At 72.9% G+C, this 25,578-nt stretch carries 26 protein-coding genes; 16 read left to right on the plus strand and 10 right to left on the minus strand.

The window, feature by feature from the left end; genetic code table 11:
* Positions 1-42 precede the first annotated feature (42 nt).
* Together VFV67_RS25375 and VFV67_RS25380 are read left to right on the plus strand one after the other, a co-directional pair.
* Entirely contained in the window at positions 43-342 is a 300-nt protein-coding gene (locus VFV67_RS25375; protein ID WP_326473147.1) for a hypothetical protein, read from the plus strand.
* A gap of 11 nt (positions 343-353) precedes the next feature.
* Positions 354-1,280, plus strand: a complete 927-nt coding sequence (locus VFV67_RS25380; RefSeq protein WP_326473173.1) for an ROK family protein — start codon at positions 354-356, stop codon at positions 1,278-1,280.
* A 3-nt stretch (positions 1,281-1,283) separates the two neighbouring features.
* Here VFV67_RS25380 and VFV67_RS25385 read toward each other — a convergent pair whose 3' ends face one another.
* Entirely contained in the window at positions 1,284-1,757 is a 474-nt protein-coding gene (locus VFV67_RS25385) for a hypothetical protein (protein WP_326473148.1), read from the minus strand.
* A gap of 281 nt (positions 1,758-2,038) precedes the next feature.
* On the opposite strand from VFV67_RS25385, the gene VFV67_RS25390 reads away from it, so the two are divergent.
* The 5 genes from VFV67_RS25390 (at position 2,039) to VFV67_RS25410 (ending at position 7,480) form a co-directional block, all read left to right on the plus strand.
* Positions 2,039-2,797 (plus strand): lysophospholipid acyltransferase family protein, encoded by a 759-nt coding sequence (locus VFV67_RS25390; protein ID WP_326473149.1) that lies wholly within the window; start codon positions 2,039-2,041, stop codon positions 2,795-2,797.
* A gap of 26 nt (positions 2,798-2,823) precedes the next feature.
* Positions 2,824-3,327, plus strand: coding sequence for a polyadenylate-specific 3'-exoribonuclease AS (locus VFV67_RS25395; protein ID WP_326473150.1), 504 nt, complete (start codon positions 2,824-2,826; stop codon positions 3,325-3,327).
* Positions 3,328-3,431: 104 nt separating this feature from the next.
* Positions 3,432-4,457 (plus strand): 6-phosphofructokinase, encoded by a 1,026-nt coding sequence (locus tag VFV67_RS25400; protein WP_326473151.1) that lies wholly within the window; start codon positions 3,432-3,434, stop codon positions 4,455-4,457.
* 187 nt (positions 4,458-4,644) lie between these two features.
* Positions 4,645-6,039: an amidase family protein gene (locus tag VFV67_RS25405; protein WP_326473152.1), complete on the plus strand. Its 1,395-nt coding sequence runs from the start codon at positions 4,645-4,647 to the stop codon at positions 6,037-6,039.
* Positions 6,040-6,091: 52 nt separating this feature from the next.
* Positions 6,092-7,480: a class II 3-deoxy-7-phosphoheptulonate synthase gene (locus tag VFV67_RS25410; protein WP_326473153.1), complete on the plus strand. Its 1,389-nt coding sequence runs from the start codon at positions 6,092-6,094 to the stop codon at positions 7,478-7,480.
* Between the two features lie 19 nt (positions 7,481-7,499).
* Here the strand turns inward: VFV67_RS25410 and VFV67_RS25415 are convergent, their stop codons facing one another.
* Positions 7,500-9,572, minus strand: coding sequence for a Stk1 family PASTA domain-containing Ser/Thr kinase (locus tag VFV67_RS25415; protein ID WP_414636347.1), 2,073 nt, complete (start codon positions 9,570-9,572; stop codon positions 7,500-7,502).
* 85 nt (positions 9,573-9,657) lie between these two features.
* Between VFV67_RS25415 and VFV67_RS25420 the strand changes: the two genes are divergently transcribed.
* A complete protein-coding gene (locus tag VFV67_RS25420; RefSeq protein WP_326473155.1) occupies positions 9,658-10,026 on the plus strand; it encodes an Rv2175c family DNA-binding protein in 369 nt (122 codons plus the stop codon).
* Here VFV67_RS25420 and VFV67_RS25425 read toward each other — a convergent pair.
* The 3 genes from VFV67_RS25425 to VFV67_RS25435 form a co-directional block, all read right to left on the minus strand.
* A complete protein-coding gene (locus VFV67_RS25425; protein ID WP_326473156.1) occupies positions 10,023-10,943 on the minus strand; it encodes a phytoene/squalene synthase family protein in 921 nt (306 codons plus the stop codon). The two genes, VFV67_RS25420 and VFV67_RS25425, sit on opposite strands and share 4 nt — an antisense overlap.
* On the minus strand, positions 10,922-12,322 hold the full coding sequence (locus VFV67_RS25430; RefSeq protein WP_326473157.1) for a hypothetical protein: 1,401 nt from the start codon (positions 12,320-12,322) through the stop codon (positions 10,922-10,924). The genes VFV67_RS25425 and VFV67_RS25430 overlap by 22 nt, the downstream gene beginning before the upstream one ends.
* A 111-nt stretch (positions 12,323-12,433) precedes the next feature.
* Positions 12,434-13,522 carry a polyprenyl synthetase family protein gene (locus VFV67_RS25435; protein WP_326473158.1) on the minus strand — a complete coding sequence of 363 codons (1,089 nt, stop codon included), beginning with the start codon at positions 13,520-13,522 and terminating at the stop codon, positions 12,434-12,436.
* 62 nt (positions 13,523-13,584) lie between these two features.
* Here VFV67_RS25435 and VFV67_RS25440 point away from each other — a divergent pair, with 62 nt between their 5' ends.
* Complete coding sequence (locus VFV67_RS25440; protein WP_326473159.1) at positions 13,585-14,472, plus strand: methylenetetrahydrofolate reductase; 888 nt, start codon at positions 13,585-13,587, stop codon at positions 14,470-14,472.
* Here the strand turns inward: VFV67_RS25440 and VFV67_RS25445 are convergent.
* Positions 14,444-15,154 (minus strand): LppM family (lipo)protein, encoded by a 711-nt coding sequence (locus tag VFV67_RS25445; RefSeq protein ID WP_326473160.1) that lies wholly within the window; start codon positions 15,152-15,154, stop codon positions 14,444-14,446. The genes VFV67_RS25440 and VFV67_RS25445 overlap by 29 nt on opposite strands.
* A 42-nt stretch (positions 15,155-15,196) precedes the next feature.
* Between VFV67_RS25445 and VFV67_RS25450 the strand changes: the two genes are divergently transcribed.
* Complete coding sequence (locus VFV67_RS25450; protein WP_326473161.1) at positions 15,197-16,867, plus strand: DUF885 domain-containing protein; 1,671 nt, start codon at positions 15,197-15,199, stop codon at positions 16,865-16,867.
* A gap of 3 nt (positions 16,868-16,870) precedes the next feature.
* On the opposite strand, the gene VFV67_RS25455 is transcribed toward VFV67_RS25450, so the two are convergent.
* Both VFV67_RS25455 and VFV67_RS25460 read right to left on the minus strand, forming a co-directional pair.
* Positions 16,871-17,434, minus strand: a complete 564-nt coding sequence (locus VFV67_RS25455) for a GNAT family N-acetyltransferase (protein ID WP_326473162.1) — start codon at positions 17,432-17,434, stop codon at positions 16,871-16,873.
* Positions 17,431-17,952 (minus strand): YbaK/EbsC family protein, encoded by a 522-nt coding sequence (locus VFV67_RS25460; protein ID WP_326473163.1) that lies wholly within the window; start codon positions 17,950-17,952, stop codon positions 17,431-17,433. Before VFV67_RS25460 ends, VFV67_RS25455 begins: the two co-directional genes overlap by 4 nt.
* A gap of 180 nt (positions 17,953-18,132) precedes the next feature.
* Here VFV67_RS25460 and VFV67_RS25465 point away from each other — a divergent pair, with 180 nt between their 5' ends.
* Genes VFV67_RS25465 through VFV67_RS25480 form a run of 4 tightly spaced genes read left to right on the plus strand, consistent with a single transcriptional unit; the run spans position 18,133 to position 20,860 of the window.
* Complete coding sequence (locus VFV67_RS25465; RefSeq protein WP_326473164.1) at positions 18,133-18,528, plus strand: SAV_6107 family HEPN domain-containing protein; 396 nt, start codon at positions 18,133-18,135, stop codon at positions 18,526-18,528.
* On the plus strand, positions 18,528-19,289 hold the full coding sequence (locus VFV67_RS25470; RefSeq protein ID WP_326473165.1) for a maleylpyruvate isomerase family mycothiol-dependent enzyme: 762 nt from the start codon (positions 18,528-18,530) through the stop codon (positions 19,287-19,289). Before VFV67_RS25465 ends, VFV67_RS25470 begins: the two co-directional genes overlap by 1 nt.
* Before the next feature lie 36 nt (positions 19,290-19,325).
* Positions 19,326-20,117, plus strand: coding sequence for a VOC family protein (locus VFV67_RS25475; protein WP_326473166.1), 792 nt, complete (start codon positions 19,326-19,328; stop codon positions 20,115-20,117).
* 20 nt (positions 20,118-20,137) lie between these two features.
* Positions 20,138-20,860 (plus strand): VOC family protein, encoded by a 723-nt coding sequence (locus tag VFV67_RS25480; protein WP_326473167.1) that lies wholly within the window; start codon positions 20,138-20,140, stop codon positions 20,858-20,860.
* A 28-nt stretch (positions 20,861-20,888) separates the two neighbouring features.
* Here VFV67_RS25480 and VFV67_RS25485 read toward each other — a convergent pair whose 3' ends face one another.
* Positions 20,889-21,893 (minus strand): Clp protease N-terminal domain-containing protein, encoded by a 1,005-nt coding sequence (locus tag VFV67_RS25485; RefSeq protein ID WP_326473168.1) that lies wholly within the window; start codon positions 21,891-21,893, stop codon positions 20,889-20,891.
* 73 nt (positions 21,894-21,966) lie between these two features.
* On the opposite strand from VFV67_RS25485, the gene VFV67_RS25490 reads away from it, so the two are divergent.
* Complete coding sequence (locus VFV67_RS25490) at positions 21,967-22,329, plus strand: excisionase (RefSeq protein WP_326473169.1); 363 nt, start codon at positions 21,967-21,969, stop codon at positions 22,327-22,329.
* Positions 22,330-22,472: 143 nt separating this feature from the next.
* A complete protein-coding gene (locus tag VFV67_RS25495) occupies positions 22,473-22,700 on the plus strand; it encodes a hypothetical protein (RefSeq protein ID WP_326473170.1) in 228 nt (75 codons plus the stop codon).
* A gap of 8 nt (positions 22,701-22,708) precedes the next feature.
* Here VFV67_RS25495 and VFV67_RS25500 read toward each other — a convergent pair.
* On the minus strand, positions 22,709-25,578 hold a 2,870-nt coding region (locus VFV67_RS25500; RefSeq protein WP_422652950.1), incomplete at its 5' end, for an Lhr family helicase.

Here is a 25,578-nt window from a genome sequence, read left to right on the forward strand (position 1 = left end):
GCGCCGTCCGGTCCGGGCACGCGGTTGGTGGAGGAACTGCGGATGCTGCTCGATGCCGTGGCCGACCGGGCCGGGCCGTGGCTGGACCGGGTGGCCGCCGGCGACCACGAGCAGCACGACGCGCAGTGGTGCCCGGCGTGCGCGGTGCTCGCACTGGTCCGCGGCGAGCCGCCCGAACTGGCCACGCGCGGGCTGGACCGGGCGGCCGACCTGGTCGCGCTGCTGCGCGCGGTGCTCGCCGACCGGTGGGAGCCCGACGTGGTCCACATGCCGGGCTTCCGGCCGGAGCGGCCCACCCGGGTCCAGCGGATTCCGGTGCGACGCAAGGAACAACCGGGTTGAGCACGATCGGCATCGACGTCGGTGGCACCAGCGTGCGGGGTGCCGTCGTGGACCGGTACGGCACCGTGCTGGACACCGCGCGGGCGCCGACGCCGTCCGGGCAGGCGGCGCTGGAGGACGCGATCACCGCGGTGGTCGCCGGGCTGGCCGAGCGGCACGTGGTGACCGCCGTCGGGCTGGCGGTGGCCGGGTTCGTCTCCGCCGACCGCCGGTCGGTGATGTTCGCCCCGCACCTGGCCTGGCGCGGCGCACCGGTGGCCGACCGGATCGCCAAGCGAACCGGGTTGCCCGTGGTGCTCGAGCACGACGCCAACGCCGCGCTGGTGGCCGAGTACCGGTACGGCGCCGCCCGGGGGGCGGGGGTTGCCGTGCTGGTCGCGATCGGCACCGGGATCGGCGGCGGCCTGCTGCTCGACGGGTCGGTGTTCCGCGGCGCCTTCGGCGTCGCCCCCGAACTGGGCCATCTCTGCCTGGTCCCGGGCGGCCGGCCGTGCCCGTGCGGCAAGTCCGGCTGCTGGGAGCGCTACTGCAGCGGCACCGCGCTGTCCACCACCGCCGTCGAGTTGCTCGCCCGCCACCCCGGCCGGTCCACCGTGCTCGCCCGCGAGGCCGCCGGCGACTCCCGGGCCGTCACCGGCCGAAAGGTGGGCGCCGCGGCCCGGGACGGTGACCCGCTGGCCCTGCTGGCCATGGCCGAACTGGCCACCTGGCTCGGCGAGGGTCTTGCGCTGATCTCGGACATCTACGACCCGGAGATCGTGGTGATCGGCGGCGGCGTCTCCGAGTCCGCCCCGTTGTTCCTTGACGAGGCCCGGGACCACTACAAGTCGGTGATCACCGGCGCCGGGCACCGCCCGCTGGCCCGGATCCGCACCGCCCAACTCGGCGACGACGCCGGCCTGGTCGGCGCCGCCACCCTGGCCGCGGAGCTGGAGTGACGGCTACACCTGGGCGCCGTTGTCGTCGCCGGTGTCGGCGGGGGAGCGGCGGATGCGCAGGAAGAGCAGGCCGAAGCCGCAGACAAGGGCGACCAGGGAGATCGGCGTGGCGATCCGCGGGTCGAGACCGACGAGGGCGGGGGAGACCAGCAGCAGCACGCCGGCGACCACCAGCAGCAGGGCGAGCACGGTCAGTGGGCGCAGCCGGGGCATCGGCGGCGGCTCGGGCGGGACGTAGTGCTCCTCGTCGTTGTTCCAGGACCAGTCCCATTCGGCGTCGTGCCCGCGCCAGGCCGCCGCGATCGGCGCGGTCGGCTCGCCGGTGGCGGCCTCCGGCTTGCCCGCATCCGGGTCGGCGACCGGGAGCGCCTCCGTCGTCGGCTCGTCGACCTGGACGTCCGCTCCGAGACCCTCGCGTTCCAGATCGGCGACGATAGCGGCGAACGCTGCGTCGACATCCTCGGGTCGATCGGACACCTCGGCCCTCCTCAGGCGACTAGGCCGTGCTGCACGGTGGTGGGCCCATCGTCGCACGAACCGGCGCCCGGTTGGTCGGTGAAATCAGGTCGGTTTCGACGGCCTGGTTCGGCTCGGTTGTTACGTGGTTCTGTACCGTGATGACGTCGAAGTCTCCGTTCTCCTCGTCGGTGTTACGGGTTCCGGCATGCGGATGTCCCGGGATTGTGCCTGCGTGCGGAGTCTCCGTAGGCTCGGCGAGCGGAAGGCGGGGGCGGTAAGGAACGGAGGCGCGGTTCGCGGTGCTGTACTGGCTCATGAAGCGGGTGTTCATCGGCCCGCTGCTGCACCTGTTCTTCCGGCCCTCGATCGAGGGCGCCGAGAACATCCCGGCCGAGGGCGGTGCGGTACTGGCCAGCAACCACCTCGCCGTGTCCGACTCGTTCTTCCTGCCGCTGAAGGTCCGCAGGCGGGTCACGTTCACGGCCAAGCTGGAGTACTTCACCCAGCCGGGGATCAAGGGCCTGTTCAAGAAGTGGTTCTTCAGCGGAGTCGGCCAGATCCCGATCGACCGGTCCAGCGGCTCGGCCGCCCAGGCCGCGCTGGACACCGGTATCCGGCTGCTACGCGAGGGGCACCTGCTCGGCATCTACCCGGAGGGCACCCGTTCGCCGGACGGCCGGCTGTACAAGGGCAAGACCGGCATGGCCCGGATCGTGCTCGAGGCGCGGGTCCCGGTGATCCCGGTGGCGATGTTCGGCACCGACCGGGCCAACCCGATCGGTTCCAAGATGTGGAAGCCGACCAAGATCCACATCAAGGTCGGCGAGCCGCTGGACTTCTCCCGCTACTACGGCCTGGCCGGGGACCGGTTCGTCGAGCGGTCGATCACCGACGAGATCATGTACACCCTGATGGAGCTGTCCGGCCAGGAGTACGTGGACCTCTACGCGGCCAAGGCAAAGGAGCTGATGGGCGTGGCCGCCACCGGTCCGATGGTGCCTCGGCAGTCCGCTCCGCCCGCCGACGCCGACCGGGCCGCGCGGATCAAAGCGGGTTGACCGCGGGCCGGCACTAGGCTGCCGTGGTGCGATTTTTCTACGACACCGAGTTCATCGAGGACGGGTCGACCATCGACCTGGTGTCGATCGGTGTCGTGGACGAGAACGGCCGGGAGTTCTACGCGGTCTCGACCGAGTTCGACCCGGCGAAGGCCGGTGCCTGGGTGCGCGAGCACGTGCTGGACAAGCTTCCGCCGCCGGGCGACCCGGTCTGGTGCGACCGGACCACGATGCGGGAGCGGCTGCTGCGCTTCCTCAGCCCGCACGGCGAGCGGGTCGAGTTGTGGGCCTGGTTCGCCGCCTACGACCACGTGGCCCTTGCCCAGCTGTGGGGGGACATGCCGGCCCTGCCCCGGGTGCTGCCCCGGTTCACCCGGGAACTGCGCCAGCGCTGGGAGGACGTGGGCAAACCGACATTGCCGGTGCCGCCGGAGGATGCGCACGACGCGCTCGCCGACGCCCGGCACAACTTGGCTCGCTGGCGGGTGATCGAGGCGGAACGTGTTCGGCGCGGCTTCCCCGGCTGTTAACCGGGTCGCCTTGCTGCACCGATCCAGAAGGTGGCAGGCTAGCGCCGACTCGTGGTCCAGACCGCGACCAGTCTCCGTTGAGCCCTGGGATGGAGGATCGGCAGATGCGTGTTGGCTTGCTCACCGGTGGCGGTGACTGTCCTGGACTGAACGCCGTGATCAGAGCGGTGGTCCGCAAGGGAATCGAGGCGAAGGGCTGGGAGCTGGTCGGCTTCCGCAACGGCTGGCAGGGCCCGATGGAGGGCAACGTCCGCCCACTCGGCCTGGCCGACGTCGAGGACATCCTGGCCCGCGGCGGCACGATCCTCGGCTCGTCCCGAACCAACCCGTACAAGGATTCGGGCGGCGTCGACAAGATCAAGCAGGTGCTGGCCGACCAGGGCGTCGACGCGCTGGTGGCGATCGGCGGCGAGGACACCCTCGGCGTGGCCAGGCGGCTCACCGAGGACGGCGTCGGCGTGGTCGGGGTGCCCAAGACCATCGACAACGACCTCGGCGCCACCGACTACACGTTCGGCTTCGACACCGCGGTGCACATCGCGACCGACGCCATCGACCGGCTGCGCACCACCGCCGAGTCGCACCACCGCGCCCTGGTGATCGAGGTGATGGGCCGGCACACCGGCTGGATCGCGCTGCACTCGGGTCTGGCCGGCGGGGCCAACGTGATCCTGGTGCCGGAGCGACCGTTCGACGTGCAGAAGGTCGTCGCCTGGGTGAAGCGGCGGTTCGAGCGGCAGTACGCGCCGATCATCGTGGTGGCCGAGGGCGCGCTGCCGGAGGGTGGCGACGAGGTGCTCGCCAGCGGCGAGAAGGACGCGTTCGGCCACGTCCGGCTGGGCGGGGTGGGCAACTGGCTGGCCGACGAGATCACCCGGCACACCGGTGCCGAGTCCCGCGCCGTGGTGCTCGGCCACGTCCAGCGCGGCGGCACGCCGACCGCCTACGACCGGGTGCTGGCCACCCGGTTCGGGCTGCACGCGGTGGACGCGGTGGCCGACGGCGACTTCGGCGTGATGGTCGCCCTGCGCGGCACCGACATCGTGCGGGTCAAGCTGTCCGAGGCCACCGCCGAGCTGAAGACCGTGCCACTGGAGCGCTACGCCGAAGCCGAAGTGTTCTTCGGTTAGTTGTTCCGCCTCGCTAGTCCGCCTCGCTGGCCCGCCTCTCCGGGATTAACTGCTGTTGTTGCGTTCCAGCTGATGGTGCCGGTTGGCGGGTTGAGTGTGGCTGGGTTGCGTCACGGTGCCCCTGAGGTTGCGTTGGTTGGCCCCAGGCTTCACACGATGATCAACGACAGGCCTTAGGGTGCCTGGCATGGATATCGACGAGCTGTTGTGGGCGGGTGCGGACGCGCAGGCCGCGGCGCTGCGGGACGGTTCGGCGTCGGCGGTCGAGCTGACCGAGGCGGTGCTGCGCCGGATCGACGCGGTCGACCCGACCCTGAACGCGTTCCGGACGGTCTACGGCGACGCGGCGCGGGCGGCGGCGGCCGCGGCGCAGCGGCGGATCGACGCCGGTGAGCGCACCCCACTGCTCGGCGTGCCGGTCGCGATCAAGGACGACCTGGACGTGGCCGGCGACTTCACCGGCAAGGGCGGGCGCCCGCAGTTCCCGCCCGCCGAACGGGACGGCCCGGTCGTGGCCCGGCTGCGCGCGGCCGGCGCCGTGGTCATCGGGCACACCCGGACGCCGGACCGCTGCCTGTGGCCGTTCACCGAGACGCTCGCCTACGGCGCGACCCGCAACCCGTGGCAGCTCGACCACACCCCGGGCGGCTCCTCGGGCGGCTCGGCGGCCGCCATCGCGGCCGGGATCGTCGGTGTGGCAACGGGTTCCGACGGCGGCGGGTCGGTGCGGATCCCGTCCGGGGCGTGCGGCGTGTTCGGTATGAAGACCAGCCGGGGGCTGATCGACGACGGTGCCGGGCAGGACTGGCACGGGCTGTCCGTGATCGGCCCGCTCGGGCGCCGGGTCGCCGACGCCGCCGCGCTGCTGGACGTCATCGCCGGCGGGCCGGTGGACCCCGCAGGCGGCTACCGGGCCGCCGTGGACGCCGACCCCGGTCCGCTGCGCGTCGCGCTGTCCTGGTGGACCCCGCTCGGCAAGCCGCCGAGGATCGAGGCGGCGCGCCGGCAGGCGGTGCTGGACACCGCCGATCGGCTGCGCGCGCTCGGCCACCACGTCGAGCCGGCCGACCCACCGCTCGGGCCGCGGCCGTCGCCCCAGTTCCTGGTCCGCTACCTGCGCGGAGTGGCCGACGACGTGGCCGGGCTGCCGCATCCGGAGTGGCTGGAGCCGCGCACCCGGCGCATCGCCCGGCTCGGCGGCACGATCCCGGACCGCGTGCTGGCCCGGGCCCGCGCCGCGGAGGCCGGCCTGCACAAGCGGATGAGCGCGTTCTTCGGCGATTTCGACGTGCTGCTGCAGCCCGGGTGGACCACCCGGCAGCCGCGGGTTGGCCGTTACCACGGCAGCGGCACGACCAGCACGCTCGCCGGCGTATCCCTGGGCATCCCGTACTTCCCGACCTGGAACGTGCTCGGCTACCCGGTGGCCGCGCTGCCGGTCGGCTGGGACGACGCCGGTCTGCCCATCGGGGTGCAGCTGATCGGTCCGGCGGATGCCGAGCGGCGGCTGCTGTCGCTGTCCGGCCAGTACGAGCGGGCGCACCCGTGGGCGGACCGGCGGCCGGACCCGGTCTACGGCTGATCGGCATCGGCCCGAAGATTGGCTTTGTAGCGCGACCTCCTACCCTTGGTCTGTGAACTGGACCGTGGACGTCCCGGTGGACACACTCCCGGAGTTGCCACCGTTGCCGCCGAACCTTCGGACCGCGCTGGACGACGCGCTCGCCCGCCCGGCCGCACAGCAGCCCGAATGGCCGGACCACGGTCAGGTGCGCCAGGTGCGCACGCTGCTGGAGAGCGTCCCACCGATCACGGTGCCGACCGAGATCGACCGGATGGGCGAGCGGCTCGCCGAGGTCGCTCGCGGCGAGGCGTTCATGCTGCAGGGCGGCGACTGCGCGGAGACGTTCGCGGACAACACCGAGCCGCACATCCGCGGCAACATCCGGACGCTGCTGCAGATGGCGGTGGTGCTGACCTACGGGGCCAGCGTGCCGGTGGTCAAGGTCGCCCGGTTCGCCGGGCAGTACGCCAAGCCGCGCTCGAACAACACCGACCACCTCGGGCTTCCGGTCTACCGCGGGGACATCATCAACTCCCTGGTGGCCACCCCGGAGGCGCGGACGCCGGACCCGGGCCGGATGATCCGGGCCTACGCCAACGCCGGCGCCGCGATGAACCTGCTGCGCGCGCTGACCGCGGCCGGCATGGCCGACCTGAACAACCTGCACGACTGGAACAAGGACTTCGTGCGCACCTCGCCGGCCGGTGAGCGGTACGAGGCGCTGGCCACCGAGATCGACCGTGGGCTGCGGTTCATGGCCGCCTGCGGGGTGCAGGACACCACCCTGCACAGCACCGAGATCTTCGCCAGCCACGAGGCGCTGCTGCTCGACTACGAGCGGGCCATGCTGCGCCTGGACACCGGCGGTGACGAGGCCAAGCTCTACGACCTGTCGTCGCACTTCCTCTGGGTCGGCGACCGCACCCGCCAGCTCGACGGCGCGCACATCGCCTTCGCCGAGCTGCTGGCCAACCCGATCGGCGTCAAGATCGGCCCGACCACCACCCCCAGCCAGGCCGTGGAATACGTCAAGCGCCTTGACCCGTTCGGCGTCCCCGGCCGGCTGACCCTGATCAGCCGCATGGGCAACGCGAAGGTGCGCGAGGTGCTGCCGCCGATCATCGAGGAGGTCACCGCCGCCGGGCACAAGGTCATCTGGCAGTGCGACCCCATGCACGGCAACACCCACGAGTCCTCCACCGGCTACAAGACCCGGCACTTCGACCGGATCGTCGATGAGGTGCAGGGCTTCTTCGAAGTGCACCGCCGGCTGGGCACCCACCCCGGCGGCATCCACATCGAGCTCACCGGCGAGGACGTCACCGAATGTCTCGGCGGCGCCCAGGAAATCTCCGACGCCGACCTGCACGGCCGCTACGAGACCGCCTGCGACCCGCGGCTGAACACCCAGCAGTCCCTCGAACTCGCCTTCCTCGTCGCCGAGATGCTCCGCTCCTGACGGCGGGGAACCGCCGGGGTCACGGCAGCGCGAAGATGACCACGCGGCCGCCGGGTTCGACTCGGCCGCCGCGGTCGGGGGACTGGGCGAAGACGCGGCCGTTCGGGTTGCCGAGGCCGAACTGCTGGACCTCGGCGCGCAGACCGAGGCCGGCGAGCGTGGCCTGAGCCTGCGCGACGTTGCCCTGGGTGAGGTCGGGCACGCTGATGGCGTTGGAGAGCGTGACGCCGATCCGCTTGGTGTCGGTGGCCTTCAGCTCGGTCTTCGCCTGCGGGTTGGTCTTGATGACCTTGCCGGCGTCGATGTCCCGGTCGAACGCGGCGGGCTCGTCGAACGGTTCGAAGCCGGCCTGGGACAGGATCTGGAACGCCTCGTCCCGGGTCTTGCCGCGCACGTCCGGCACCGGCTTGGGTTTGGGGCCCTTGCTGAGCACGACCTTGACCGTGGCGCCGAGGCTCAGCTCGGTGCCGGTCTTCGGGTCGAGCCGCAGCACCGTGCCCTCCGGCACGTTGTCGTCGAACTCCGCGGTGCCGTCGTCCGGCGGCAGCGGGCTCAGACCGGCCGAGGTGATCGCGGCGCTCGCCTCGTCGACGCTGATCCCCGGGCGGATCTCCGGCACCTTCGGCCGCCCGGTGGAGATGATCAGCTTGATCTGGTCGCCGCGCAGCGCACTGGAGCCGGCGGCCGGGTCGGTCTCGATCACCGTGCCGAGCGGGACCTCGTCGTTGGGTTTGCGGACCACCGCGGCGTTGAGATCCGAGTCGGTCAGCGCCTGGGTGGCGCCGGCCTCGTCCAGCCCGGTCACCGCGGGCACCGAGGTCCACCGGCCGGCGGCGAACCACCAGGTGCTGGTGCCGATCAGGGCCAGCACCAGCACCCCGATCATGCTCAGCAGCAGGGTCCGGTTGCGCCTGCTCATCGGCTGGCGGGGCGGGCGCGGCGGGCCGGGCGGCCGAGACGGCGGCGGCGGGGTGCCGTACGGCGGGCTCGGTGGCGGCGCGGCGAGCACCGCCGGGTCCGCGCCGGGCGGAAGATCGGAGCGCAGCAGCGCCCGGGTGCCCTGCGGACCGACCGGCTGGAACCCGGCCGGCACCTGCCGCACCACGGTCGCGTTGCTGACCGGCACCAGGGTGTCCGCGTCGGCGGCGGCGACCGGTCCCGGCGGATCCAGCCCCAGCGCCCGGGCCTGGTCCTCGGCCGACACCGGCACGGTCAGGTCCACCTGGTGGCAGTGCGGCACCGGCACCGGAACCCGCGGAACCGGTGCGGTGGCGCGGATCCGCTCCAGGTCGATCAGGAACGCCCCGGCGTCCACCGGCCGGCTGGCCGGCGCCCGCCGGGTGGCGCGCAGCATCAGCTCGTCCAGGGCCGGCAGCCCGCTGCCCGGCGCCGGGACGTCGTCGTTGACATGCCGGTAGGCGATGGACAGCGCGTTGTCCCCGACGTAGGGCGGAGTGCCGGTGAGCATCTCGTAGAGCACGATCCCGGCCGAGTAGACGTCGCCGCGCGCGGTGGCCGTGCCCGTGGTGACCTGCTCGGGAGACAGGTACGCGACCGTGCCGAGGATCACGCTGCTGCTCGTGGTGCGCACCCCGGCGATCGCCCGGACCAGGCCGAAGTCGCCGACCTTGATCGCCCCGTTCGCGCCGATCAGCACGTTCTCCGGCTTCACGTCGCGATGCACCAGCCCGGCCCGGTGCGCGGCGGCGAGCGCGGCCAGGATCGGCTCCATGATGGACACCGCCAGCGGCACGCCAAGCGCGCCGCGCTCGTCGATCAGGTCCCGCAGCGTGCCGCCGGCCACCAACTCCATCACCAGGTAGACGTTCTCGCCGTCGAGGCCCTGGTCGTGCACGGCGACCACGTTCGGATGGTGGATCTTGGCCGCCGAGCGGGCCTCCAGCTCGAACCGGTCGACGAAGGTGCGGTCGGCGGCGAACTTCGGATCCATCACCTTGATCGCGACCGGCCGGTCCAGCCGGGTGTCCAGACCCCGGTACACCGAGGACATCCCGCCTCGGGCGAGCAGCCCGTCGACCCGGTACCTCTGCTCGAGCAGGGTTCCGGTCAGGGCGGGGCCGTTCTCCACGATCGTCGATGGTACGTAGCCCGCGCGGTGCGTGTGGCCGACCCGCCGATTTCTGTGCTGGGCGCACGGAGTGTGGCAGGGTGTTCGCGTGAGTCCGATTCCGTCTGCTGAGGACGTTCTCGAGCCTGACGTGGAGGTCCTGACGCTGCCGGAAGTCGCGGCGCGGCTGTCCCTGCCGGTCACCAGAGTCCAGCAGGCGCTGCGCGACGGTCACCTGCTCGCCGTGCGGCGCGACGGCGGCCTGGTCGTCCCCGCCCTGTTCCTCACCGACGACGGCGCGATCGTCAAGGGACTACCCGGCACCATCACGGTGCTCACCGACTCCGGCTTCACCCCGGACGACATCATGCGTTGGCTGTTCACCGCCGACGACTCGCTGCCCGGCACCCCGATCGAGGCGCTGCGCACCAACCGCGGCACCGAGGTCAAGCGCCGCGCCCAGGCCCTCGCCTTCTAGGGGATTCTGGCCAGGACCGCGCGCACCAGCCCGGACGCGGCGACCGCGGCCCGGCGCCGGGCCGGGACGGCCACTCGCCGGCCCAACACCGCGTAGTCCGCGGCGACGATCTCGTCCAGGATGCCGGCGTAGAGGGTGGCCGCGGTGCGCACGCATGGCCGGGATTCCGGGCACAGCAGCGCGATCCCGGGTTCGGCGCGCCGGTAGGTGGCCCGGGTGCAGGCGACCAGGTGGGCCAGCGCGCGGCGGACCGGCGGGTCGGTCCGGCCGGTGCGTCGGGCCCATTCCAGCCGCGCCCGGTCCACGCCGAACGCGGCCAGCTCGGCGGCCGGCAGGTACACCCGCCCGCGGTCGAGGTCCTCGCCGACGTCGCGCAGGAAGTTGGTCAGCTGGAACGCCTCGCCCAGCGCGGCCGCCGCCGGCTCGGCTTCGGCCGGCGGGCCGACGGTGCCCAGCACCGGCAGCAGTTGCAGTCCGATCACCCCGGCCGAGCCGTACACGTACCGGCCCAGGTCGGCGAACGTGGCGTAGTCGGTGACCGTGAGGTCCATCCGCATGGACTCGAGGAACCCGGCGAACAGCTCCGGCCGGATGCGGTACCGGCGCACCGTGTCGGCCAGCGCGGCGAGCACCGGATGGCCGGCCGGCCCGCCGGCCAGGACCGCGGTCAGCTCGTCGGCCAGCCGGGCCAGCCCCCGGACCCGGTCGGACCGGGCGATGCCGGGCGCGTCGACGATCTCGTCGGCCACCCGGGCGAACCCGTACAGCGCGTGCACCGCCGGCCGCCGGTCGGCCGGCAGCAGCCGGGTGGCAAGGAAGTAGGTGCGGCCGTAGCGCGCGTTGATCCGACGGCAGGCCCGGTAGGCCGCGTCGAGCTCGACGTGGCGCCGCGAGCTCAGCGCTTGCAGCTGACCCACTGCCCCGCCGGGCAGCCGCTGTTGTCCGCCTGGTACTTCTGCACCAGTTGGTTCTCCAGCGCGTACGCCGATCCGGCGTTGTCGGTCGCGGTGACCAGTTCGAAGGTGCACACCGCCTGGTTGGCCGCGAGGCAGGTGCGCAGCTGCAGGGTGGCGTGGTCGCGCCAGTACCGGCTGGCCACCACGCCGTACTTCCACACCTTGCCGCCGTAGTTGATCACGTAGACGTAGTGGCTGCCCTCGGTCCTGCGCTCCTTGGGGTCCGCCGGCTTGGCCTGGGCCTGCCGGGTGACCTGCTCCAGGTCCGGCGCTTCGGCGAGCACCAGCGGGGCGAACACGGCGTTCCACGGGTGGGTGCCGGCCACCGAGTGCGCGCGCTGCCAGAAGTTCACCCATTCCGGTGAGTTGATCGTGCAGGTGGCCGAGCCGGGCTGGCCGGGGGCGACCGGTCCGACCTGGACCTCGCACGCGCCCAGCGGGGCGTTGTCCCCGGTCCAGTCCGCCTTCACGTGCACCCGGACCGGCACCTTGGCGGTGTTGGTGAACTCGACGATCAGCGAGCAGCTCTCCGCTCCGCAGCCCTCGAAGCGGTGCGTGCCCTGCTGGACCGTGGTCAGCGCGTCCACCGCGCTGACCAGTTGTCCGGCCTGGGCGGCGAGGTCGGTGTAGAACGCGGTGCTGTTGGCCGAGGTGTCCACCACGTCCACCACCAGGTCGCTGACCCGGGTGTTGTCGGTCTTGCCGTACTTGGACAGGGCGATCTTGGTGAGCCCGTGCGGCGGCTGCGCGGCCAGGTACAGCGTGCCGAGGTCCAGCGGGACCTTGATCACCTCGACGCCGGACTCGGTCGACTTCGGCCGGTCGGCGAGCGCCCCTTCGCCGTCGGTGGGCTGCTTGGCCAGGTCCTGGCTGACCGCGTCCGGGGTGAACATCTCGGCGAACTCCACGCCGAGCAGCACCGAGGGCAGCTTGACCCAGCGGTCGGCGTAGGCCGTGCCCTTGCCCGCACCGTCCCCGATGCCGCGCAGGGCGGCCCAGAACGCGGCCGGCGCCTTCACGTACAGCGTCTTGTTGATGACCAGGATGTTGGCGGGCGCGTCGCTCAGCGTGATCTGACCGAGCACCTCGCCGGCCGCCGAGACGGTCACCTCGAACCCGAGCTTCTCGTCGGACGCCGAGGTCAGCGAGCCCTTGTAGTGCACGGCGCCGGACTCGCCGAAGTTCAGCAGGGACTGGTTGATGGACTCGGCGGCGGTCAGCGGTGGGATCGTGCCGGGCACCGGCGATCCACTGACCGCGTTGCTGCAGCTGGCGCAGACCAGCACGAGCGCGCTCAGCACGGCGACGAGCCGGAACCACCCCCGCCCTGCCCGCTTCATCCTCGCTCCCGCCTGGCCGCCGTACCGTTCACCCAGTGTGCGGCATCGCGGACCCCGTGGTTGCAGTATGTCCGGGTTCGACGGCCGCGACGAGCACCAATTGGTTTCATCTCACCGGTCCCGGCGACTGGCCGCCACGGCGAGTTCGGCCAGCCTGGAGGCCGCCGGCTCGGCCAGCCGGGCCTCGGTGAGCGCGGTCACCGCGGAGCCGGTGAGGGCCTCGATCCGCCGCTCGACGGCGTCGACCGCGCCGACGCCGGTGAGCACGTCGCGGATCCGCTCGATGGCCGGCGGGGCGAGGTCGGCATCGCCGAGGGCGGCGCGCAGCATCGCGGCGTCGGCGCCGCGGCCGGCCCGCTCGGCGAGTTGGAGGCCGAGCGCGACCAGCAGGGTGCGCTTGCCCTCGCGCAGGTCGTCGCCGGCCGGCTTGCCGGTGGCCCGGGTGTCGCCGAACACACCGAGCAGGTCGTCGCGCAGCTGGAAGGCCACCCCGACGTCGGCGCCGAACCGGCGCACCGCGGCGAGCGTGCGCTCGTCCGCCCCGGCCAGCGCCGCGCCGAGGTGCAGCGGCCGTTCCACGGTGTAGGCCGCGGTCTTCATCTGGGCGACGGCCAGCGCGGCGCCGGCCGACTCGTCTCCGGTGGCCTGAACCAGCACGTCGAGGAACTGCCCGGCGAGCACCTCGGACCGCATCGCCTGCCAGGCCTCCCGGGCGCCGGCCGGTGGGCGGGCGCCGTCCACGCCGGCGAACATGTCCTCCGCCCAGGCCAGCGCCAGATCGCCGATCAGGACGGCGGCGGCCATGCCGAACCGGTCCGGATCGCCCAGCCACTGCTTGGTGCGGTGCGTGTCCGCGAACGCCACGTGCACGGTGGGTGATCCGCGGCGCACCGCGGAGGCGTCCATCAGGTCGTCGTGCACCAGCGCGCAGGCCTGCAGCAGCTCGAGCGCGCTGATCGTGCGCAGTACCACCGCCGCCCGCTCACCGCCGGCCGCGCCGCCCGCACCGCGCCAGCCCCACCAGGCGAACGTGGGCCGGATCCGCTTGCCGCCGCCGAGCACGAACCCGGTCAGCGCGTCGACCGCATCGGCGAAGGCGGGGGCCCGTGCCACGAGGTCGGCCCGGCGCTGGGCCAGATATCGGGCGAGGGCATCCTCGACGCTGGCCGGGACGTCGTCGTCGATCACGGCTGCGCGCACCCGCTCATCGTGCGGGATAACGGCGGTAACCGCTGCGTCGGGGCTCCATTACTGTGGTTCGCATGACCGCAGTAGTGGACCGGCTGCGCCGTGACCGGCCCGTGTTCTCCGTCGAGTTCATGCCGCCGCGCGACGACGAGGACGAGCTGCGGCTGTGGAACGCGATCCGCGCGCTTGAGGGCCTCGACCCGGCGTTCGTCTCGGTGACCTACGGGGCGGGCGGGTCCAGCCGGGACCGCACCATCCGGACCACCGGCCGGGTGGCCAGGGAGACCACGCTGACCACGATGGCGCACCTGACCGCGGTCGAACACTCGATCGCCGAGCTGCGCAACGTGATCGGCTGGTACGCGGCCCTCGGCGTGCGGAACATCCTGGCGCTGCGGGGCGATCCGCCGGGCGACCCGATGGGCGAGTGGGTGCGGCACCCGGAGGGCCTGGCCTACGCCGACGAGTTGGTCCGGCTGGTCCGGGAGCTCGGCGACTTCTGCGTCGGGGTGGCCGCGTTCCCGTACGGGCACCCGCGATCGGCCGACGTGGAGACCGACACCGACCACCTGGTCCGCAAGCTGCGCGCCGGCGCCGACTTCGCCATCGCCCAGCTGTTCTTCCAGGCCGACGACTTCCTGCGGCTGCGCGACCGGGTGGCCGCGCGCGGCTGCGAGGCGCTGATGGTCCCGGGGATCATGCCGCTGACCACGCCGCGGGTGCTGAGCAAGAGCGTGGAGCTGTCCGGCGCTCAGGTGCCGCCCGAACTGGCCGCCCGGCTCGACCCGCTGGTGGACGACGCCGCGGCGTTCCGGGCGGAGGGCATGAACGTGGTCACCGAGCTGTGCGAGCGGCTGCTCGCCGAGGGCGTTCCGGTGCTGCACTTCTACACGTTCAACCGGTCCAAGGCGACCATCGAGGTGGTCGACCGGCTCAACCTGGTGCCGAGCCGTACCAGCTGAGGTTCGCCTGGGCCTGCTCGGCGGCGAACTGCTTGCGGCTGTGCCGGTGCACGAGCAGGGCGAGCAGCAGCACGATCAGCGCGACGCCGACCGCCGCGCCGCCCATGATCAGCGCCCACTTGATCCACGAGCCGCCGGAGGTGTCGGTGTACTCGGCGGTCACGCCGAACTCGGTGACCGCGCCGGGCTTGGGCGACCAGCTGATCGTGCCCGCGTCGTTGAGCCCGTTGGTCCGGTTGATCGAGCCCGGGAACGCCATCCTGATCTGCACGTCGGCCCGGTCGGAAGGCAGCTGGGTCAGGTCGATCGAGCCGGCCATCGAGACCAGGTCGCCGGAGCGGCGGAAGCTCAACCGGTACTGGGTGTTGCCGGTGACGATCGTCTCGCTGAGCACGGACACGTCGGCGAAGCGCAGCTCGGAGAAGGTCACCTTCTGTCCGACGTAGCCGTCCGCGGCGTACTTCTCCATCCGCACCCGGTCGGCGAGCTCGGCCGGGATGGTCAGCGTCGGGCCCTGGTCACCGTCCTTTGTGGGCAGTGCGGCGATGATCATCTCGCCGGACACCAGGTCGTCCTGGGACACCGCGAGCGCGACGTGCATCCGCACACACCCGGACAGCGACAGCATGGCCAGCAGGGCGAGCAGCGCGAGGGCCAGCAGCCGGCGGGATCGGGGGCGCACGCCGTCATCCTGCCAGGACGTGTCCCGGGTAGCGTGCCAGGTATGGCGTCAGTGCACTCCCTGTCCGACCGGTTCGTCGACGAGTACGTGGCCCTCGATCCGGTCGCCGCGACGTTCCAGGGCGTCCCCGGGTACGACGACAAGCTCACCGACTACTCCCCGGACGGCCACGCGGCCCGGGCCGAGGTGAGCGCCCGGGCGCTGCGCGACATGGACTCGGCGCGGCCCGACGGCGACGGCGAGCGGATCGCCAAGGCGGTGTTCACCGAGCGGATCGGGCTCGACCTCGAACTGCACGAGGCCGGACTGCACGCCGCCGCGCTGAACGTGATCGAGAGCCCGCCGCAGGTGGTGCGGGGCGTGTTCGACCTGATGCCGACCGAAACGGCCGAGCACTGGGCGACGATCGCCGCCCGGCTGGCCCGGGTGCCGGAGGCGCTCGCCGGCTACCGCGGCGCGCTGCGGCACAGCGCCGGGAAGGGCATCGTCGCGGCCGTCCGCCAGGTGACCAAGGTGGCCGAGCAGTGCACGGTGTGGGCCGGGGACAACGGCCGGCCGTCGTTCTTCGCCGGGTTCGTCTCCGGCGCCGCCGGGGTGCCGGAGATGCTGCGGGCGGACCTGGACGCCGGGGCGCGCGCGGCCGCGTCGGCCTACGCCGAACTGGCCACGTTCCTGCGGGAGAGCATCGCGCCGCTGGCGCCTGCGGAGGACGCGGTCGGCGCGGACGCCTACCGACTGTGGTCGCGGCTGTACCTGGGCGCGGCGATCGACCTCACCGAGGCCTACGAGTGGGGCTGGGCCGAGTTCACCCGGATCGAGGCGGAGATGAAGGTGGTGTCCGGCCGGATCCGGGCCGGTGCCACCCTGGCCGAGGCGGCAGCCGTGCTGGACGCCGACCCGCGCTACCGGCTGTCCGGCACCCGGGCGCTTGCCGAGTGGATGCAGCGGCTGTCCGACCAGGCCCTAGCCGACCTGCGCGACGTGCACTTCGAGATCCCGGACCGGCTGATGCGGCTGGACTGCAAGATCGCCCCGCCGGGCGGCACCGTCGGCGCGTACTACACCAGCCCGAGCGACGACTTCAGCCGCCCGGGACAGATGTGGTGGTCGGTGCCGGCGGACCGGGAGGAGTTCCTGACCTGGCGCGAGACCAGCACCGTCTACCACGAGGGCGTGCCTGGGCATCACCTGCAGATCGCCACCGCGGTGCACGAAGCGGCCCGGCTCAACCGGTTCCAACGGCTGCTCGCCTGGGTGCCGGGCTACGGCGAGGGTTGGGCGCTCTACGCCGAGCGGCTGATGCGCGAGTTCGGCTACCTCGACGACGACGGCGACCTGCTCGGCATGCTCGACGCGCACCTGTTCCGGGCGGCCCGGGTGATCGTCGACATCGGCATGCACCTCAAGCTCGCCATCCCGCCCGGCACCGGCTTCCACGAGGGCGAGCGCTGGACCCCCGACCTCGGCCTCGAGTTCATGTCCACCAGGACGATCACCGACCACGCGCACGTGGTCGACGAGATCGACCGCTACCTCGGCTGGCCCGGGCAGGCCCCGGCGTACAAGCTCGGCGAGCGCCTCTGGCTGGCCGCCCGCGACGACCTGCGCGCCCGGCACGGCGCGGCGTTCGACCTCAAGACCTTCCACATGGCGGCGCTGCGCATGGGCCCGATGGGGCTGGACACCCTCCGGGAGTCCCTGGCCGCCCTCTGACCGTCACAACGGGAGGTCGCGGCCCAGAACGCCGAACGGCCGGGGGTCGCCGGTGAACCGATAGTTGCGCAGCACGTCGACAAAACCCATGCGGCCGTAGAGGTTCCACGCGCGGGACGGGCCCTCGGGGGTGGACAGCAGCACCTTGGCCGCGGCCACGCCGTCGAGCAGCCGGCGTAACAGCTCCGCGCCGATGCCCCGGCCCTGGCTGTCCGGGTGCACGTGCACCTCGGTCAGCTCGAAGTAGTCGGCGAGCCAGGTGTCGGCGGCGGCCGGGCCGTGCCGCTGGACGATGCCGCGCCGGACCTGCTCGTGCCACCACTGGCCGGACGCACCCCGGTAGCCGTAGGCGATTCCGACCAGCCGCTCGTCCTGATCCAGGGCCGCGCAGCTGCGCCAGCCGGCGCGCAGCATGTGCGCGAGCCACATCGGGGCGCGCTGCTCGGCAGTTCCCTTGGGATACCGCATCGCGGTGACGTAGAGCGTGAGCGCCTCACGCAGCCGGGACCGCAGTTCGTCCGCGGACAGTTCGACAAACCGCTCGACGCGGGGCGGCACGGAGGTCACAGAGGGCCATCCTCCTCCTCGGCGCAGACATGCGTAACCATGCCCCCCGTCAGGGTAACCAGGTCGGCGAACGTGGTGGGAAAGACCGATCTCGGGTGCCCGGCCGAGGCCCACACCACGGGGTGGGCGGCCAGCCACCGGTCGACCAGGGTGCGCACCGGGTGCGGGTGCCCGACCGGGGCGACGCCGCCGATCGGCTGCCCGGTGTGCTCCCGCACGAACGCCGGGTCCGCTCTGCCCACCCGGTCGGCTCCGGTCACCGCGGCCAGCCTGGCGGGATCGGCCCGGTGCGCGCCGGAGGTGAGCACCAGCAACGGCAGGTCGTGGTCACCGTGCGTAGCCCGGAACACCAGGCTGTTGGCGATCGCGCCGACCTCGATGCCGAGCGCCGCCGCGGCCAGCGCCGCGGTGCGCACCTCCCCGTCCAGGATCCGGATCCGCTCGGCCGCGGCGGACATCCCGGCCTCCCGCAGCGCGGCGGCCAACGTGCTGATCGACGGGTGGTCCAGGGTGCTCATCCGCCCATGACATCACGCCTGTCGAGGTGTTAAGCTCGACCACGTGTTCGAACAAACGTTCGAGCGCGGACAGTCCGGTGGTGGGGTGGGGGAAGCGCCTCACCACCGGGCGCCGCCGGCTTCCCCACGGCGTGTCGTCGTCACATCAGGTGACGATTCGCAGCATCCGGAGGAGGCCCGATGACCACGACGCTGGACCACCCTACGGCTCCGGCATCCGCGCTGCGCCTGCTGGTCGAGGCCGAGCAGGGGCTGACCGAGGCGGAGCGGGAGGTCAACCCGGCCCACCGGTTCGCCATGGCCTACCTGTGCGCGCTGCGGGCCGCCGCGGCGATGCTCGCCCTGCGCGGCCGGCCGCACCGCGGCCGGTCCCGGCCGACCAGCGTGTGGACCCTGCTCGCGGCCGTGGCTCCGGAGTTACGCGAGTGGGCCGCCTTCTTCGCCGCCGGCTCGGCGACAAGGGCCTCGGTACAGGCCGGGATCACCCGGGTGGTCAGCGAACGTGCCGCCGACGACCTGGTCCGGCAGACCGGGCAGTTCATCGGTCTGGTCCGCCGGGCGGTCCGCACCCCGTGATGACAGCGGAGATCGGTCATGTCCGGTTGCTGGAGACGATTGAGGCCGAGGCCAGGCTGCTGGTGCGCTCGGCCACCGGTGTCGACCCCGGCTTCGACGTCCCGGGGTGTCCGGGACTGACCGTCGGCGAGGCCGTCCGGCACGTCGGGAGCGTGTACCGGATGGTGCTGACCTGGCTGCGTTCCGGGGAACGGCCGACGGCCTGGCAGCGCGAGCCGGACCGGGGCCAGCCGGTGGAGGAGTTCCTGCTGGCCGGGTTGCGCGCGGTGCTCGACCACCTGGCCGCGCACGATCCGGCCGAGGAGTGTCCGACCTGGTGGCCGGAGCGGCAGAACTACGGGTTCTGGTACCGGCGGCTCGCGCACGAGGCGACCGTGCACCGGGTGGACGTGCAGCAGGCGGCCGGGGTGGACCGGGATCCGGTGCCCGAGGACGTGGCGCTCGACGGCATCGACGAGGGGTTGTCGCTGTGGTTCACCCACCGGCTGGCGGTGCTCGGCGTGCGCGGAACCCGGCATGCCCGGGTCCGGATCCGGGCGGGCGGGCGGGAGTGGCTGGCCCGGGTCACCCCGACCGGCACCTCGGCGTGGCGGGTGGAGGCCGGGCCCGAACCGGCTGACGGCGCGGTGTCCGGTCCGGCGGAGGCGGTCTACCTCTGGCTGTGGGGCCGGATCCCCCCGCAGAGCCAGGTATTGGACCGGGACGGCAGCGAGGACGCCATCGCCCAGTTGTGGGCGCTGCTGCGACTCGCCACCCGCTGAGACCGGAATGTCGGGACGACCGGATAGCGTCTGGCCATGCCCGTCAGGCTGACCAGCATCGTGTTCGAAGCCACCGACGTGGCCGCGCTCGCCGAGTTCTGGTGCGACCAGTTCGAGGACTGGCGCATCCGGCCCGCAGACGGTGACGAGGTTCGCGTCGTCGCGTCCGAAGAGGACGGAGCCACGGTGGACCTGACGTTCGCCAAGGCACCGCCGCGGGCCAAGACCGGAAAGAACCGGATCCACCTGGACCTGAACTCGTGGGGGATGCACGACTACCAGACCAGACACGATGTGCTGCCGCTGGGCGGCGCCACCCCGGTCGACATCGGCCAGGGCGAGCTGGTTCCGTGGACCGTGTTCGCCGACCCGGGCGGCAACGAGTTCTGCCTGCTCAAGCCGCGTGAGCGGTACGCGGGCACGGGCGCGCTGGCCGCCGTGGTGGTGGACAGCGTCGATCCGCCGGCGCTGGCCGAGTTCTGGTCCGGGGCCACCGGCTGGCCGGTGGTCGAGAGCGAGGCCGACTTCGCCGCCGTGCGCGCGCCCGGCCCGCCGTGGCGCGGCCCGTTCCTGGAGTTCTCCCGGGTCCCCGGGCGCAACCCCGAGCCGGGTCCGATCGTGTTCGGTTTCGAGTCCTACTGGGCGCACCAGCATGACGCCGATGTCGCCCGGCTGCTGGAGTTGGGCGCCCAGCAGGTCCGCAAGCACGACGGCGACCCCGCCTACACGCTGCTGGCCGACCCGGAGGGCAACGAGTTGCGGGTGGTCGTCCCGGTCTGGCCGCCGGGGCCGGCCGGCCCGCGGCGGACTCCGCCCGGCCGGGACTGACCGGCGGCTAGGGTCCGAACATGCCCACCCGGTTCACCCACCTTGCGGTCGATGTCGCCGAGCCCGCGGCGATCGCCCGATTCTGGGCGGAGCTGCTCGGCTGGTCGGTCGGCTACGAAGACGCCGAGGAGTCGTTCGTCAACGGCTCCGAGCCGGATCTGGGCCTGGCGTTCGTGCCGGTGCCCGAGCCCAAGACCGGGAAGAACCGGCTGCACCTCGACCTGGCCAGTTCCTCGGTGCGGCACCAGGAGGAGCTGGTCGCCCGGGCGCTCGACCTGGGTGGCCGCCGGATCGACATCGGCCAGCCGGCCGGCACCCCGTGGTCCGTGCTCGCCGACCCGGCGGGCAACGAGTTCTGCGTGCTCGAGCCGCGCGACTGGTATGCCGGCGGCGGACCGGTGGCCGCCATGGTGCTCGACTGTGCCGATCCGGCGGCGCTCGCCCCGTTCCTGTCCGCCGCGGTGGGCTGGCCGGTCCACACCTGGACCGACCGCTTCGTGGTGCTGCGCCCGCCGGCGGCCGGCGCGCCGTGGCTGGTGCTGCTCCGGTCCGCCGAGCCGAAGCGGGGCAAGAACCGGATCCACATCGACGTCGCCCCGTTCGCCGGGGACGACCACGCCGCCGAGGTCGCCAGGTTGCGCGGACTGGGGGCCAGGCCCGCCGACGTCGGGCAGGGCGACGTGCCCTGGGCGGTACTCGTTGACCCCCAGGGCAACGAGTTCTGCGTCCTCACGCCGCGGTAGCCGTCAGCGGGTCCCCCGGCCGGTCCGCTCAGCCGGTGCCCTCGGCCGGCGGGTTGCGCCGCAGCCGGTGCAGCAGCCGGTCGCGCATCACCCGGCGCATCATCAGCGACGTCTTGCCGCCCACGTCACCCGCCTCGCCCTCGGGTTCCGGTTGCAGGATGCGCAGGAACGACAGCAGCAGGTCGCTGGTGGACTTCAGCAGCGGAACGAAGGCACCGCTGACCGGGCCGGTGCCCTGGATCGCGCCGCCGGACAGCTCGGTGACCTTCGTCGCCAGGTCGAGCGTGTGCTCGTCCCGGAACACGAGCTGGACCTCGTCGTCGACCACCCGCAGCTCCATCCTGCGGGCGGCGGCCTCCTCGGGCGTGGCGTCGGTGGTGCCCTCCGGGTCGATCTCGTCGATCTTCGCGGCCACCGTCTCGGGGTCCACGCCGAGCGCTTCGAACACCCGCGCCGCCATGCTGCCCTCCGCGCGCACCAGCGCCTCCAGCAGGTGATGGCTGCCGACGGGCGCGCCCCCGGCCAGCGCCTGGGCGGCCGAGACGATCTCCTCGGCCGCGGTGGTGCCCGGCCGGCGGGGTACCGGCTCGACCGGGGCGTCGCCGGTGATCAGCGCCAGCACCATGCGCCGGACCTGGGCCAGGTCCGGGATGTGCACGGACATGATCTTGGCGGCCAGCCCCTCGCCCTCCCGGACCAGGGCCAGCACGATGTGCTCGGTGCCGATGTAGTTGTGCTTGAGCTGCAGGGCCTCGCGCAGGGCCAGCTCGAGCACCTTCTTGGCGCGCGGGGTGAACGGGATGTGTCCCTGCGAGGGCTTCTTGCCCCGGCCGATCTCGGTCTCGATGTCGGCGCGCACCAGCTCGCGGGTGAGCCCGAGCTGGCGTAACGCCTGGCACCCGGTGGTGTCCGGGATGGCGAGCACGCCGAGCAGGACGTGCTCGGTGCCGATGTAGTCGTGCTGCAGGGACCGCGATTCCTCCTGGGCCTTGACGACCACCTCGCGGGCCTTGGCGCTGAACCTTTCGAACATGCTTCCATCGTGACAACCCTGTCAATGCCCTGTCAGTGATAGGCTATCCATATCTGCGGTGGGGAGGTTGCCAATGGCATCCGAGTGGGAGGACCGCCTCGCGAAGTGGCAGGACGAGCTGGCCCTGTTCGCTCAGCTCGACGAGACCCCCTGGGTCCCGCTGGCCCAGGCCGAGTCCGAGACCGGCGTCTCCCGGTCCGCCCTGCGCGCCTGGTACCGCAACGGAGAGATCGAGTCCCGGCTGGTCGACGGCCCCAACGGTCCGCAACGCCTGGTCCCCCTGGACGCCGTCCTCGAACGCGCCGCCAAATCCCCCCGCATCCAACGCCGCGCCGAACGCGAGGTCAGCCTCGAAGCCCAGGTCGCCCTCCTCCGCCACCGCATCGACCACCTCGAGCTCCGCCTTGCCGCCCTCGAACGCCGCACCGAGACCTGATCCCCACCTGCTGAGCCAACCGAGTCCCCACCCCAGGCGTCTCCACTGCGGGAGCACGGAACCTGGGGCCCGTGCGCTCACGGGGGAAGACGCGCCGACGGCTGCGCCGGAGCACGAAATCGAATTCGTCAACGGGGGAACAATTGTCTGACAGATGGCTTCTTGCCGGCCCGGCCGCCGTGGCACTCGCCCTGGCGGCCGGCCTCATCGCCCTGGCCGAAACACCCGAGCCGCCCGCCACCACCGGCGAACACCAACTCATCCGCGACACCGGCCCGGCGCACGTCCGCACCGACAGCTCACGAGAACCCGCTTCCGAGCCGGAGAGTCACCGGGTCCAGGTTCGGCAGCCGCTGGTTCCGGCGTGGTGAGTTGCCGGTCAGGCGCGCAGGCGTAGACCGCTCGGGGTGGCCCGGAAACCGGCCTCGCGGAGGATGGTGGCGAGGTGGGAGGTGAGGGCGACCTCGCCGTCGGCGCGTTGCACGGCGAGTTGGCCGAGCCAGCCGTCGCGCACCGCCCGGGACAGGCCGGATGCGGCGGTGCGTAGCGCGGTGTCGTCCTCGGTGAAGGAGAGTAGGGAGCGGCCGCCGCGTTCGACGTAGAGCACCGGGACACCGTCGACGAGGACCGCGAGAGCGCCGGATTTCCTTGCCGGGCGGTGCTTTCCGTCGCCGACGGGGTCGGGCCAGGGGAGCGCGGCGCCGTAGGGTTGGGCGGGGTCGGCGGCGGCGAGCACCACCGCGCGGAGCTCGCCGGGTGGGAGTGCACTGTCCGAACGGGACAGGGCGCGCAGTCGGTCGACCGCGCCGCGAGCGGCGAACTGGGCCGCGCCGAGGCCCTCGACCACGTAGCCCCGGATGATCTGGCCGGACTCCTCCTGTGCGCGCAGTACCCGGTACACCGCGCTGAACCCACCGGACACCCGCTCGGTGTCCAGTGCGCCCCGGGTCAGCACCCCGTGCCGTTCCAGGAACGCCTCGGCCCTGGCGTGCGCCCGGCGGGTGGGATCGGCCTCCCGGTCGGCGACCAGCGACCACCGCCCCGCGACGGTCGGCGGGCCGGTGCGCGAGGGCATCGCCGGCCGGCGGGCCGCCGTGCCCGCCGCCGCGGTGCGCAGCCGGGCGTAGCGTCCGCGCGGAGCGGACCGCCGCGGCTTGTGCGCGGCGCCCCGGCCGGCGACCAACGCGCGCACCGGGGCCAGCGTGTCGTTCGTGACCAGCCCGGCCCACACCAGATCCCACAGCGCGGCAATGACATCCGGATCGTCCGGGGCCGCCGCGCCACCGTCGAGCAGCATCGCCGCGGCCCGGTCGGCCAACTGCCGGAAGAACAGCGCCCCACCGTCCATTGCGGACACCACGGCGGCATGCAGTGGCGAGGACGGCACCGCCTCCTCCAGATCCGGCAGCAGCAGGTCGGCCAGATCCGTTGGGGCGACGGCGATCCAGCCGTCCCCACCGGACAGCGGCCCGCAGCCGCACCAGGTCACCTCGCCGGCCGCGGTCAGCTCGTCGAGCAGCGCGGGCGTGTAGCCGGGCAGCCGGGCCGGCAGGACCAGCGACTCGAACGCGCTCGCCGGCAACGGCGCGCCGGCCAGCTGCTCGACCACGGCCAGCACGTCGTCGGCGGTCGGCGCGGACCGCAGCCGCTTGCCCACCCCGTGCCAGGCCGGCAGAAACCGCCCGAGCGCGGCCGGCTCCACCGGCTCCACCTCGGCGCGCAGCCGGGCCAGCGACGCCCGGCGCAGCCGCCGCAGCACATCGGCGTCGCAGTACTCGGTGGTGGAGTGCCCGCCGTAGCCCGGGTGCGGGGGTCCCGCAACGGGTCTGAGCTCGCCGCGCACCAGCCGGCCCATGCCGGCCATCCGGTCCAGCACTCCGGTCACCACCGAGATGCCCAGGCCGAACCGCTCGGCCACCTCGTGCGCCGGGAACGGCCCGTGCGTGCGGGCATAGCGGCCGAGCAGGTCGCCGAGCGGATCCGCGACCGGTTCGGTGAATGCCTCCGGCACCCCGACCGGCAGCGCCACCCCGAGCGCGTCGCGCACCCGGCCGGCGTCCTCGATCGCCATGTACCGCTCTTCGCCGGCGATCCGCACCCGGATCGCCCGCCGGGCACTTTCCAGCTCGGCCAACCACTCCGGCGCGACCCCGCGCCGCTCGGCCTCCACAACGGACAGGTCACCGAGGAACCGCAGCAGGTCGGCGGCGTCCTCGGCGTGCCGTGCGTGCCGGGCCGGGTCCAGCCGCTGCAGCGACCGCTCCACCTCGGCCAGCACGTCGGCGTCCAGCAGCTCCCGGATCGCTTCCGAGCCGAGCAACTCGGCCAGCAGCGCCGAGTCCAGCGACAGCGCCGCGGCCCGCCGTTCGGCCAGCGGCAGGTCGGCGTCGTAGAGGAACATCCCGGCGTAGCCGAACATCATGCTGCGGGCGAACGGCGAGGCGGACTGGGTCTCCACCTCGACAACGCGCACCCGCCGGGCCCGCACGTCGGCCATCAACTCGCGCAGCCCGGCCACGTCGTACACGTCCTGCAGGCACTCCCGCATGGCCTCGAGCACCACCGGGAACCGCTCGTACTTGGCCGCCACCGACAGCAGTTGGGCCGAGCGCTGGCGTTGCTGCCACAGCGGGGTGCGGCGCCGCGGGTCACGCCGGGGCAGCAGCAGCGAGCGCGCCGCGCACTCCCGGAACCGGGCGGCGAACAGCGCCGAGTTGCTCACCTCGGCCACCACGATCTGCTCCACCTCCTCCGGGTCGAGCAGCACGTCCTCGGCGCCGGCCACGATCTCCGCGCCGGTGTCGTCCACCGTTTCCGGCAGCCGGATCACGATCCCGTCGTCGGAGTGCACCACCTGCGTCTCGATCCCGCGCCGCTCCCGCAGCCGGGCGCTGATCGCCAGCGCCCACGGCGCGTTCACCTGCCCGCCGAACGGCGAGTGCACGACCATCCGCCAGTCGCCGAGCTCGTCGCGGAACCGTTCGATCAGCAGCGTCCGGTCGTCCGGCACATGCCGGGTGGCCGCGCGCTGCTCGGCGAGATAGGCGAGCAGGTTGTCCACCGCCCACGGGTCCAGCCCGGCCGCCGCGACCCGCTCGCGGGCGCGCTGGCCCTCCAGGCCGCCCGGAGCCGCCGCGAGCTCGCGGACGAACCCGCCGATCGCCCGACCGAGCTCGGCGGGGCGACCGAGCGTGTCGCCCTTCCAGAACGGCAGCCGCCCGGGCACGCCGGGCGCGGGGGTCACGAGCA

It is taken from the genome of Actinophytocola sp. (assembly GCF_035762905.1).
Taxonomy (GTDB): domain Bacteria; phylum Actinomycetota; class Actinomycetes; order Mycobacteriales; family Pseudonocardiaceae; genus DASYTH01.

Excerpts from the sequence above, each read along its gene's own strand:
- VFV67_RS25485 (WP_326473168.1), bottom strand. The coding sequence starts at position 21,893 with ATGTTCGAAAGGTTCAGCGCCAAGGCCCGCGAGGTGGTCGTCAAGGCC.
- VFV67_RS25430 (WP_326473157.1), bottom strand. The coding sequence starts at position 12,322 with ATGAAGCGGGCAGGGCGGGGGTGGTTCCGGCTCGTCGCCGTGCTGAGC.
- VFV67_RS25450 (WP_326473161.1), top strand. The coding sequence starts at position 15,197 with ATGGCGTCAGTGCACTCCCTGTCCGACCGGTTCGTCGACGAGTACGTG.
- VFV67_RS25405 (WP_326473152.1), top strand. The coding sequence starts at position 4,645 with ATGGATATCGACGAGCTGTTGTGGGCGGGTGCGGACGCGCAGGCCGCG.
- VFV67_RS25440 (WP_326473159.1), top strand. The coding sequence starts at position 13,585 with ATGACCGCAGTAGTGGACCGGCTGCGCCGTGACCGGCCCGTGTTCTCC.
- VFV67_RS25470 (WP_326473165.1), top strand. The coding sequence starts at position 18,528 with ATGACAGCGGAGATCGGTCATGTCCGGTTGCTGGAGACGATTGAGGCC.
- VFV67_RS25475 (WP_326473166.1), top strand. The coding sequence starts at position 19,326 with ATGCCCGTCAGGCTGACCAGCATCGTGTTCGAAGCCACCGACGTGGCC.
- VFV67_RS25480 (WP_326473167.1), top strand. The coding sequence starts at position 20,138 with ATGCCCACCCGGTTCACCCACCTTGCGGTCGATGTCGCCGAGCCCGCG.
- VFV67_RS25465 (WP_326473164.1), top strand. The coding sequence starts at position 18,133 with ATGACCACGACGCTGGACCACCCTACGGCTCCGGCATCCGCGCTGCGC.
- VFV67_RS25400 (WP_326473151.1), top strand. The coding sequence starts at position 3,432 with ATGCGTGTTGGCTTGCTCACCGGTGGCGGTGACTGTCCTGGACTGAAC.
- VFV67_RS25460 (WP_326473163.1), bottom strand. The coding sequence starts at position 17,952 with ATGAGCACCCTGGACCACCCGTCGATCAGCACGTTGGCCGCCGCGCTG.
- VFV67_RS25375 (WP_326473147.1), top strand. The coding sequence starts at position 43 with ATGCTGCTCGATGCCGTGGCCGACCGGGCCGGGCCGTGGCTGGACCGG.
- VFV67_RS25490 (WP_326473169.1), top strand. The coding sequence starts at position 21,967 with ATGGCATCCGAGTGGGAGGACCGCCTCGCGAAGTGGCAGGACGAGCTG.